General features: G+C 69.9%; 12 protein-coding genes. 10 read left to right on the top strand and 2 right to left on the bottom strand.

What is annotated here, in order from left to right:
* The 7 genes from ACLL81_RS00760 to ACLL81_RS00730 all read left to right on the top strand — a co-directional run.
* Positions 1-1,251: calcium-binding protein (locus tag ACLL81_RS00760; protein ID WP_411286438.1), on the top strand; the 1,251-nt coding region annotated here is incomplete at its 5' end.
* 82 nt (positions 1,252-1,333) lie between these two features.
* Complete coding sequence (locus ACLL81_RS00755; protein ID WP_411286437.1) at positions 1,334-2,053, top strand: cytidylyltransferase domain-containing protein; 720 nt, start codon at positions 1,334-1,336, stop codon at positions 2,051-2,053.
* Entirely contained in the window at positions 2,050-3,084 is a 1,035-nt protein-coding gene (gene pseG, locus ACLL81_RS00750; RefSeq protein ID WP_411286436.1) for a UDP-2,4-diacetamido-2,4,6-trideoxy-beta-L-altropyranose hydrolase, read from the top strand. Before ACLL81_RS00755 ends, pseG begins: the two co-directional genes overlap by 4 nt.
* Before the next feature lie 54 nt (positions 3,085-3,138).
* Positions 3,139-3,336 (top strand): class I SAM-dependent methyltransferase, encoded by a 198-nt coding sequence (locus tag ACLL81_RS00745; protein WP_411286435.1) that lies wholly within the window; start codon positions 3,139-3,141, stop codon positions 3,334-3,336.
* Positions 3,337-3,507: 171 nt separating this feature from the next.
* On the top strand, positions 3,508-3,774 hold the full coding sequence (locus tag ACLL81_RS00740; protein ID WP_411286434.1) for a hypothetical protein: 267 nt from the start codon (positions 3,508-3,510) through the stop codon (positions 3,772-3,774).
* Entirely contained in the window at positions 3,771-5,018 is a 1,248-nt protein-coding gene (locus ACLL81_RS00735) for an NAD(P)-binding protein (protein WP_411286433.1), read from the top strand. The genes ACLL81_RS00740 and ACLL81_RS00735 overlap by 4 nt, the downstream gene beginning before the upstream one ends.
* Entirely contained in the window at positions 5,015-5,716 is a 702-nt protein-coding gene (locus ACLL81_RS00730; RefSeq protein WP_411286432.1) for a WbqC family protein, read from the top strand. Before ACLL81_RS00735 ends, ACLL81_RS00730 begins: the two co-directional genes overlap by 4 nt.
* Here the strand turns inward: ACLL81_RS00730 and pseI are convergent.
* Positions 5,713-6,771, bottom strand: coding sequence for a pseudaminic acid synthase (gene pseI / locus ACLL81_RS00725; protein WP_411286431.1), 1,059 nt, complete (start codon positions 6,769-6,771; stop codon positions 5,713-5,715). The two genes, ACLL81_RS00730 and pseI, sit on opposite strands and share 4 nt — an antisense overlap.
* A 105-nt stretch (positions 6,772-6,876) precedes the next feature.
* Between pseI and trxB the strand changes: the two genes are divergently transcribed.
* Positions 6,877-7,881, top strand: a complete 1,005-nt coding sequence (gene trxB, locus ACLL81_RS00720; protein WP_411286430.1) for a thioredoxin-disulfide reductase — start codon at positions 6,877-6,879, stop codon at positions 7,879-7,881.
* A gap of 92 nt (positions 7,882-7,973) precedes the next feature.
* A complete protein-coding gene (locus tag ACLL81_RS00715; protein ID WP_411286429.1) occupies positions 7,974-8,459 on the top strand; it encodes a GNAT family N-acetyltransferase in 486 nt (161 codons plus the stop codon).
* Here ACLL81_RS00715 and ACLL81_RS00710 read toward each other — a convergent pair.
* Complete coding sequence (locus tag ACLL81_RS00710) at positions 8,435-9,583, bottom strand: cell wall hydrolase (protein WP_411286428.1); 1,149 nt, start codon at positions 9,581-9,583, stop codon at positions 8,435-8,437. The two genes, ACLL81_RS00715 and ACLL81_RS00710, sit on opposite strands and share 25 nt — an antisense overlap.
* A 336-nt stretch (positions 9,584-9,919) precedes the next feature.
* On the opposite strand from ACLL81_RS00710, the gene ACLL81_RS00705 reads away from it, so the two are divergent.
* On the top strand, positions 9,920-10,623 hold a 704-nt coding region (locus ACLL81_RS00705; protein WP_411286427.1), incomplete at its 3' end, for a quinolinate synthase.

The raw sequence follows: 10,623 nt of genomic DNA, 5'->3' as shown, positions 1-10,623 counted from the left end.
GGTGGCAGCGCGGACAGCATCACCGCCGGCGCGGGCCTGAACTCGATCAATGCCGGCGACGGGAACAACACCGTCACCGCCGGCGCCGACGCGGACACCATCATCAGCGGCTCTGGTAACGACACTATCCAGGCCGGCGATGGTGCGAACAGCATTTCCGGCGGGGCAGGCGCCAACAGCATTACCTCCACGCTTGGCGCCGACACCATCACCACTGGGGCTGGGGCCGACACCATCACCGCCGCGGCGGGCCTCAACTCGATCAGCGCTGGCGACGGGAACAACAGCGTCACCAGCGGCGCCGACGCGGACACCATCATCACCGGCATAGGTGACGACACCATCCAGGCCGGCGACGGCGCCAACAGCATTGCCGGGGGGGCCGGCGCCAACAGCGTCACCTCCACGGCTGGCGCCGACACCATCACCACGGGCGCGGGCGCCGACAGCATCACCGCCGGCGCAGGCTTGAACTCGATCACCGCCGGCGACGGGAACAACAGCGTCACCAGCGGCGTCGATGCGGACACCATCACCAGCGGCACGGGTGACGACACGATCCAGGCCAGCGACGGCGCCAACAGCATTGCTGGGGGGGCCGGCGCCAACAGCGTCACCGCCGGCACGGGGGCCGACACCATCACCTCGGGCGCCGGGGCAGACACCATCACCGCCTCGGACGGGGCCAACAGCATCACCGCAGGAGACGGAGCCAACACGATCTCGTCCGGGACCGGAACCGATACGATCACCACGGGCACGGGCGCCGACTCCGTACAGTCCGGAGCGGCGGCAGACTCGATCAGCGGCGGCGATGGGAACAACAGCCTGCAGGGCGACGCCGGCACGGACACCATCGTGTCGGGCTCTGGGGCCGACACCCTCGTGGGCGGCACGGAACGTGACGTGCTCACCGGCGGCGGCGGCATCGACCGGTTCATCTTCGCCAACGGCGACTCCGGGGTGGTGGAGGCCAACATCGACCGGATCACCGATTGGGCCATCGCCGACCAGATCGACGTAGTGGCGACGAGCACCAACCTCGGGACGGATACGGCGGCGACGTTCGCGGCCGCGCTCACCGCCGCCAACGCGCTGTTCGTCGCCTCGGCGGGCCGCAACCACGCGGCCATCCAGGTCGGGTCGGACGTGGTGGTGTTCGTCGACAGCAACAACGACGACGTCGCCGACGATGCGATCCTCCTGGTGGGACGTGTCCTCTCCGACATCGCGGCCGGCAACATCATCTAGATCGCCGACCAAAGCCGACTTGCGGGGGCCGCTCTTCGGAGCGGCCCTTTGCTTTTGGGGCGGCTTGGCTTCATCTGCGGCCATGCCGCTCGCCATCCTTCAGGCCCGGATGAGTTCCTCTCGCCTGCCCGGCAAGGTCCTGCTGCCGCTGGCCGGGGCGCCGATGATTGTGCGCCAGATCGAGCGCGTGCGGCGGGCCCGCCGGATCGGGCAGCTGGTGGTGGCCACCAGCACCGATGCCTCCGACGACCCCCTGGCCGACGTCGCCGCCGACGCCGGGGTCGAGGTGTATCGCGGGCCGCTGGACGACGTGCTGGCCCGGTTCGCCGGCGCTCTGGCGGCCCATCCTGCCGATCATCTGGTGCGGCTGACCGGCGACTGCCCGCTGGGTGACCCGGAGGCGATCGACGCCACGGTGGCCCTGCACCTGGAGAGCGGCGCGGACTACACCAGCAACACGCCCAGCACCTTCGCCTATCCCAAGGGCCTGGACGTCGAGGTGATCACCGCAGATGCCCTGCGCCGGGCCGCCGACGCCGCCGCGACGCCCGAGGAGCGGGAGCACGTCACCTGGGGCGTCTGGAACCACCCGGATCGTTACCGGATCGCCTGGCTACGGAGCGCCGAGGCCGACGACGGCGACATCCGCTGGACGGTTGACCGGCCCGACGACTACGCCTTCGTGGCGCAGGTCTATGAGGCCCTCCATTCGGGCAACTCCGCCTTCACCAGCGCCGACATCCGCGCCTTCGTCGCCAGCCGCCCCGATCTGGCCAAGTTCGGAGGCGATCGACGGCTATGAGCGGTCCGCGAATCCTCTTCGTCGTCGATGCCGGCGCCAAGGTCGGCGGCGGCCACGTGATGCGCTCCCTGACCCTGGCCGGGGCGCTGGAGGCACAGGGGGCGGCCTGCGCCTTCATGGGGCCGCCGGCGGTGAGCGAGGTGCTGGAGACCTTCGCGCCTGAGGCCAAGCGCCTGGCCGCGGCCTCGACCGAACCCCGCGACCTGGCGGCGGCCATCGGGGCGGAAACCTTCGACGCCATGGTCTTCGACCATTACGGCCTGGGTGCGCGGGACCACCGGGCCATGGGCCAGGGCCGGCCGGTGCTGGTGATCGACGACCTGGCCGACCGGCCGCTGGGCGCCGACCTCATCCTGGACGCCGGCCCCGAGCGCACCGCCGAGGACTACCAGCCCCTGATTCCGGAGGGCGCGCGCCTGCTGCTGGGGCCCGCCTTCGCCCCCGTGCGGCCGGAGTTCGCGGCGCTGCGCGAGCCGGCGCTGGCCTGGCGCGGGGAGCCCGTGCAGCGGATCCTGGTGGCCATGGGCCTCACCGACCTGGACGGCGTCACCGCGCGCGTGGTGGAGCGGCTGCGCCCCAGGATCGGCGACATCGGCCTGGACATCGTGCTGGGCGCCGCCGCCCCCAGCCTGCCCGGGTTGGCCAAGATCGCCCGGCGCGACCCTCGCCTGGCCCTGCACGTGGACACCACGCACATGGCCCGGCTGACCGCCGAGGCGGACCTGGGCGTCGGCGCGCCGGGGTCCTCCACCTGGGAGCGCTGCACGCTGGGCCTGCCCTCGATGCTGATCGTCCTGGCCGACAACCAGAAGCCCGCCGCCCGGGCCCTGGCCGAACGGGAGGCCGCCCTGGTGATGGACTTGGCCGCCCCCGACTTCGACGCCGCCTTCGACCGGACCCTGATGCGCCTGACCACCGACCGACAGCTACGCCGCCAGCTGGCCGGGCGCAGCGCCGAGCTTTGCGACGGCGAAGGCGCGCCGCGCACCGCGGCCGTCTTTCTGGAGATGATAGCCGCCCGCGCGGGGTGATCATCCTTAACCAGTCCTTCGCACCCCGACGTCCACCATGGCGCGATGCGTCCCTTGCGAGAGATTCGCGGCCTGAAGTTCCCCGACGAGTTCGTCGTGCGGCACTTCTTCAAGCGCGGCTTGGCTGAACGGCCCGGCAAGGTGCTGGAGCTCGGCTGCGGCACAGGCAACAACCTGGCGCTCTATGCGGACTATGGCTGGCGGGTCACCGGGCTCGACTACGACGACAAGGCCCTGGCCGACGCCCGCTGAAACCTGGGCGAGGCCGCCGAGCTGATCCAGACCGACCTGGCCCGGGGCGCGCCCAACCTGGACGGCCCGTTCGACGCCCTGATCATCCCGAACCTGCTCTGCTACCTGACCCTGGAGCAGGCCCGCGCCACCCTGACCGGCTTCCGCCCTGCCCTGGCCGCCGGCTGCGAGGTGTTCGTCCGCACCCGGCTGGTGGACGACTACCGCTATGGCCGCGGCTCCGAGGAGGAGCCGGACGGCTACCGGCTGGCCACGCCCGAGACCGGCGAGGCCGGTCTGTTCAACCGCTTCTATACCCAGGCCAGCCTGGTCGATCTCCTGGCCCACACCCTGAAGCTGGGCGACCGCACGGAGCTGGCGGTGCGCTTCGACAACGTCCAGACCGGCCGGCGCGTGCCGGGGAACAGCGACCTGGTGGTCTGGGGTCGCGCCGGATGAGCCGCGTGCGCATCGTCGGCGGCGGCCTGACCGGCATCCTGGCGGCCTTTGAGGCGCACCGCCTGGGCTGCCGCGACATCGAGCTGCACGAGCGCTTCGACCGCCTGGGGGGCGTCGCCCTGCCGCGCGAGGCGCATGGCCTTGAGCTACGCGACGGCTGCATCTATTTCGGGCCCAGGGGCGATCCGATCCGCAGCCTGCTGGAATGGCACGGGATGGCCTTCGAGGACGTCGAAAACCGGTTCGGTTCCGTCAGCCCCGGCCGCGGCGGCGAGGCGACCTTCACCGAGGACTTCGGCGGCCCCGCGATCCCCTGCGCCGAATTCGCCCTGACCCACCCCGGCGGCGCCACCCTGGCCGACCGGCTGCGGGCCTACCCGCAGGAGATCGAGGCTGCCCTGACCCGCTACTGCCGCTGGCACCTGGGCGCCTGGCTGGACGAGGTGCACGGGAGCGCGGCTACGCCACTGGCCATCAACCGGGTCTATCCCATGGGCGCGGACCTCGCGGCCCTGGCCGAAGCCAAGCGCCGGAGCCCTGCCTGCGACGAGCTCTACGCCATCCCCCGCGGCCTGTGGGGCCGCACCGCCAACCTGACCGCCGCGCTCCCCCGCGACGGCTTCCCCGCCTTCTTCCAGGCCTGCCGCGCGGCGCTGGAGGGTCTCGGCGTCACGATCCACGAGCGCGCCCTGGTCTCGCCGCGCCAGGCGTTGGCCGCCCACCAGCCCGGCGAAGTGCTGGTCTGGGCCGCCAATCCGACGCCGCTGTTTAAGGCGGCGGGCGTGCCCACGCCGAAACTGCTGCCCAAGAGCTTCGCGGCCTATGTATTCAAGGCCCGCTGGCGCGGGCCCACGCCGTTCTACGTCCAAAACTTCACCGCCCAGGGCGCCGTCTTCCGCGCCTATATCTACCAGAGCCGCGGCGAGACCCTGTTGACCGCGGAGTGCGTCACCGAGGCCGAAGACGCCCAGTTGCGCGCCGACCTCGCCCGCCTGCTGGCCGGCTTCCCGGGCGACCTTGATCTGGGCGAGATGCTGGGCGTCTCCATCCAGCCGCGCTGGATCTATCACTCCGCCGACGCCATGCGCCGGCTGAAGACCCTGCACGCCACCCTGGCCCAGCGGATGGGGCCAGCGTTCGTGGCCGGCGCCTGGGAGCCCTACGCCAAGACCGAGAAGTTCGCTCAGGTGAACGCCGGCCTCGCCGCCGCCCTGGAGGCGCCTGGGGCCGTCGCAGCGGCATGAGCCGCAAGGCGGCGATCATGCAGCCCACCTACCTCCCCTACCTGGGCTATTTCCACCTGATCGCTCAGGCCGACGTGTTCGTGTTTCTGGACGACGTGCAGTTCGCCCGCCGCTCGTGGCAGCAGCGCAACCGCATCGCCGGGGCCGGCGGCGAGGTGATGCTGAGCGTGCCGGTGCAGAAGACCGACCGCGACACCGCCATCCGCGACATCCAGGTCTCCGACGCCGAGCCCTGGCGCGAGAAGCACTTGGCGTCGGTTCGGCACGCCTACGGCCGCCGGCCGTTCTTTGCCGAGGGGATGGCATTCCTGGAGGCTCACCTGACCGCGCCCACTACCGGCCTCGCCGACCTCAACTGCGCCCTGATCCGCGCCACGGCGGAACGGTTGGAGCTGACCACCGAGTTCGTGCGGTCGGGCGAGCTTGGGGTCCCGGGCCACCGCTCCGACCACCTGCTGGCGATCTGCCGGGCGGTGGGCGCCACCGACTATCTCTCGCCCATGGGCTCGGCGGATTACATGGAAGACGATGGGGTGTTCCGCAACGCGGGCTTCCCGGCGCGCTTCCAGCCGTTCGTCGCGGTTGCGTACCCGCAAGGTGCGGCGGACTTCACGCCGTACCTCGCCTTCATCGATGCGGTGATGAACGTCGGCTGGACCGGGACAAAGGAAATCCTCGACCAGATGCAGGCCACCTAGGCCAGCATGTCCCAGGCCAGGGGCTCGCCGCGGGTCAGGTCCCGCACGGCCTTTCGCCCCATGACCTCGTCCAGGTGGCCGGGCGGCAGGCCGTTGCCGGGGCGGATCGAGCGGACGTTGGCGCGGCTAAGCGGCTCTCCGGCCTTTACGTCGGCCGCCACGTAGAGCGAGCGCCGGAAGAGGAGCGAGCCGCGCTCCGAGCCCAGCACGTCGTACTGCGCGCGCCCCAGTGACTTCCAGGCGGCTTTGCAGTCATCGACCAGCGCCTTGAACTCCGGGGGCTCCAAGCTGAAGGCCGCGTCGGGGCCGCCGTCGGCCCGAGCCAGGGTGAAGTGCTTCTCGATCACGCAGGCGCCCATGGCCACCGCCGCCACCGAGGCCGCCGTCCCCGGCGTGTGGTCCGACAGGCCGATAGGCGAGCCGAACCGCTCAGCCATGTCGGTGATGGTGCGGAGATTGGCGTCATCGAAGGTCGCTGGGTAGCTGGAGACGCAATGCAGCAGGACCACGCCCGGGGCGCCTGCGGTAAGCGCCGCGTCGCGGGCGGCCGCGATCTCAGCCAGGTTGGCCATCCCGGTGGAGATGATCAGCGGCTTACCCTTCGCCGCTGCATAACGGATCAGCGGCAGGTCGACGGCCTCGAAAGAGGCGATCTTGTAGGCAGGCGCATCCAGCCCCTCCAGGAGGTCCACCGCCGTCTCGTCGAAGGGGCTGGAGAACAGGATCACGCCCAGCTGCCGGGCCCGCTCGAACAGGGCCGCGTGCCACTCGAAGGGGGTGTGGGCCTCCTCGTAGAGCTCGTAGAGGCTGCGACCGTCCCAGAGGCCGCCGTGAATCTGGAACTCCGGGCGGTCCACATCCATGGTGATGGTGTCGGCTGTGTAGGTCTGGATCTTGATGGCGTCGCAGCCGGTGGCGGCCGCCGCGTCGACCATGATCAGCGCCCGCTCCAGGCTGCCGTTGTGGTTGCCCGACAACTCGCAGATCACGAAGGGTTCGTGGCCGAGGCCGATCTTGCGGCCGGCGATCTCGATTTCGGGAGGCGATGCAGGCATGGCGGGCTCTCGGTTCCGCCCTGACCCTAGGCCGCCTCACTGAAAGGGGCGTTAACCAAACGCCGACCCATCGCGCCGCTGCGGAATCGTCACTACATTGGCGCCATGTCCGACACGACCCGCTCCGCACGCTGCCTGATCGTGGGCTCCGGCCCCGCCGGCTACACCGCCGCCGTCTATGCCGCCCGCGCGCTGCTGAACCCGGTGATGATCCAGGGGATCCAGCCCGGCGGCCAACTTACCATCACCACCGACGTGGAGAACTATCCGGGCTTCGCCGAGGTGATCCAGGGGCCCTGGCTGATGGAACAGATGCAGGCCCAGGCCGAGCACGTGGGCACGGAGATCGTCAACGACATCGTGCTCTCCGCCGACCTCTCGGAGCGCCCGTTCCGGCTGACCACGGATTCAGGCCAGGTCTGGCTGGCGGAGACCCTGATCATCGCCACCGGCGCCCAGGCCAAATGGCTGGGGCTGGCGTCGGAGCAGAAGTTCCAGGGCTTTGGCGTCTCGGCCTGCGCCACCTGCGACGGGTTCTTCTACCGAGGCAAGCAGGTGGTGGTGGTGGGCGGCGGCAACACCGCCGTGGAGGAGGCTCTGTTCCTCACCAAATTCGCCGCCAAGGTGACCGTGGTGCATCGCCGCGACGAGTTCCGGGCCGAGAAGATCCTGCAGGAGCGGCTGTTCTCGCACCCGAAGATCGAGGTGATATGGGACCACGGGGTCGACGAGGTGCTCGGCTCCGAGAACCCCAGCAGCGTCACCGGGGTGCGGCTGAGAAACGTCAAGACGGACCAGACCCGCACTCTGGACTGTGACGGGGTGTTCGTGGCCATCGGCCATGCGCCGGCGTCGGAACTGTTCAAGGGCCAGCTCGAGGCCGACAGCGCGGGCTACTTGCAGGTGAAGGCCGGGACCGCGTCCACGGCCGTGCCCGGCGTCTATGCGGCCGGCGACGTCACCGATGACATCTACCGCCAGGCGGTGACCGCGGCGGGAATGGGCTGCATGGCGGCGCTGGAGGCGGTGCGGTTCCTGGCCGAGGAAGACCATGCCAACGCGCACCACCCCATCTCCCACGCCGAGGCTGAGAAAATCGGCGCTTGGTAAGCTTCACCAGAGACTTAGCGGACCTTTTTTGAAACACCACGCCCTGACGCGCGACGTTTGCCATTGGGGCGGTGGAAGCTAGGGTCCGGCGCATGATCCGCCTCGCCCGCCCTGCCGACCACCCGGCCATCGCCGCTGTCGTCGAGGCCGCTTTCGCAAAACCCGACGAGGCCAGGTTGGTGGAGCGGTTGCGCGCCGACGGCGACGTGGTGTTTGAGCTGGTCAGTGAGGATGGCGGCGAGATCACTGGACACATCCTGTTCAGCCGCCTGTGGGCCGACCGCTACGAGATGTTCGCCGCGCTGGCGCCGTTGGCGGTGCGGCCGGACCTGCAGCGTGGGGGTCTGGGATCCAGGCTCACGCGTGCTGGGCTCGACACCCTGCGCGAGTTCGGCGCCCACGGGGTGCTGGTGCTGGGTCATCCTGCCTACTATCCGCGCTTCGGCTTCTCGGCGGAGGCGGCAGGACGGGTGCGGGCGCCCTATTCCGGGAGCCCGTCGTTCATGGCGCTGGCGCTGGCGGACGGCGCCTTCGACGCCCCGATCAGCGTCGCCTATCCCGACGCCTTCGCCGGCTGAGCCTCGGCCTTGGCGGGCGCGGTTGTTGCGGGCGGAATGACCAGCGCGGGCGCCGCCGGGGCATCCAGGCTCTTTTCAACGGCCGCCAGGCTCTCGTTGATCTTGCGGACCTCGTCCGGCGTCGGCTGGCGGCGCGGGGCGTAGAGAGTGCCCATCACCCGGGTGCGCTCGCCGCCCGGGGTGTTGGGGTCGATGACGCGATAGGTGCGCACCTCCCCGGCCATGGCCAGCGTCACCTTGCGCTCCAGCAGCAGCAGCGTGTCGGTCAGGAGGCCCCCCTGGGTGCGGGCGTCCAGACTGGCTAGCACCTGTTGCGTCAGGTTGGCTTCGCGGCCCGCGTAGCTGCCGGTGAAGGCCGCCGGCTCGCCCCAGGGGCCGGTCCAGCGGTAGAAGATGTGCGCGCCGACCTGGGTCATCTTCACCAGCGTCGGAGCCCAGTACGGGGCCACATAGCTGGCGTGGTAGTGGGTGGCTGATCCGACGCCCTTCTCGACATGGCCGGCCAGCGCTCGGCGGGCCACGTCCTGGGCGCGTCGCCACAGGGCCGGCTCGGGTTTCCAGCGCAAGGACCCGTCGCAGGTGAAGGTGAACTGGCAGCCGGTGGCCCGCGCGGCGCCCTGGTAGACCACGCCGCACACCGACTTCGGATAGGCCGGGTGACGGACCCGGTTCAGGACCACCTGGGCGACCGCCTCCTGGCCCTTCTGGGGCTCTCGGGCGGACTCGTAGTAAACGGCCTGGCTGAGGCACTCCTGGGCCCGGGCCCGGTCCTCGCCGCCACCCTTCAGCAGGAAAGGCCTCATCGGCCGGATAGGCAGGCCGGCGAAGGGCATCAGCGCGTTGACGTCCTGAGCGGTCTGAGCGTCCGCGGCGGTGAATCCGAGGTCTGGCGCCGTGCGGATGTCCAGGCTGGCCCAACCGTCGGCGCGGTTCCACAGGTCCGGTTGCTGCAGCCCCGGATCGTGTCGCAGCGCCAGCCCGCGCATCGCCGGGTCCATGCGCCGGGCCAGCGCGCCCAGGGCGGCATCGGAAAGCCCCCGGGTGACCATCGCCTGCCGCTCGGGGCTGAGGACATTGTTCTGCGTCGGCGCACAAGCCCAGGCAGCCGCGACCGTCAGGGCCACGATGGCCCCTGCTCTTGCCCTGGGAAGGCGGAGCCCTATGTCGTTCAGGCGGATCAGAAGCTGAAAACCTCTTTGTGCTGGCCCCGGATATAGGGACTCGGGCCGGCGGAAACGATGACGCCACAGCTGGGCGAAATGATGGAAGGGTCCGGAGAAGCCGGCGTTTCGCCTGGCGGCGCCCCTTCATAACGCGCTTGAAGCCTTTTCGGAACGAGGTTCGCCGAATTCGCCTTGCGTCCGCCTTTGGAGGGTTTATATATCCTCCGACAGTTTTGCTCGACTTGAGCATAACCGCTGCGCCCTGGGCTTCCTTGGGCGTTTCTTTAGGCCCCTGAAATGCTCACTTTGAGCATAAGGAGGATTTTCATGGCCGCGGACGGGTTCCAGTTCCCCTTCACGCCTGAGGTCGAAGCGCAGACTGCGCCGGCCTGGGAGAAGGTGAAGCGGCACGTCACGCCCATGGAATGGCGGCTGCAGGCCCCGCTGATCGCCGAGATCAACCGCCTGAAGCGCGCGAAGGACGCCGTCATTCTGGCGCACAATTACATGACGCCGGAGATCTTCCACGGGGTCGGCGACTATGTGGGCGACAGCCTGGGCCTGGCCAAGGAGGCCGCCCGGTCGGACGCGAAGATCATCGTCCAGGCCGGCGTGCACTTCATGGCCGAGACCTCGAAGATCCTGTCGCCGGACAAGACCGTGCTGATCCCTGACCTGCGGGCCGGCTGCTCGCTGGCCTCGTCGATCACCGGGGCCGACGTGCGGCTGATCAAGCAGCGCTATCCGGGCCTGCCGGTGGTCACCTACGTCAACACCTCCGCCGAGGTGAAGGCGGAAACCGACATCTGCTGCACCAGCGCCAACGCCGTGCAGGTGGTGGAGGAGGCTGCGCGCCTGTGGGGCGTCGACCGCGTGATCATGATCCCCGACGAATTCCTGGCCAAGAACGTGGCCCGCCAGACCCACATCGGCATCATCGCCTGGAAAGGCCGCTGCGAGGTGCATGAACGGTTCACGGTGGACGACATCGCCGAGATGCG

The organism is Phenylobacterium sp., from assembly GCF_046590535.1.
Classification (GTDB): domain Bacteria; phylum Pseudomonadota; class Alphaproteobacteria; order Caulobacterales; family Caulobacteraceae; genus Phenylobacterium.
This window is presented reverse-complemented; position numbering and strand designations above follow the sequence as displayed.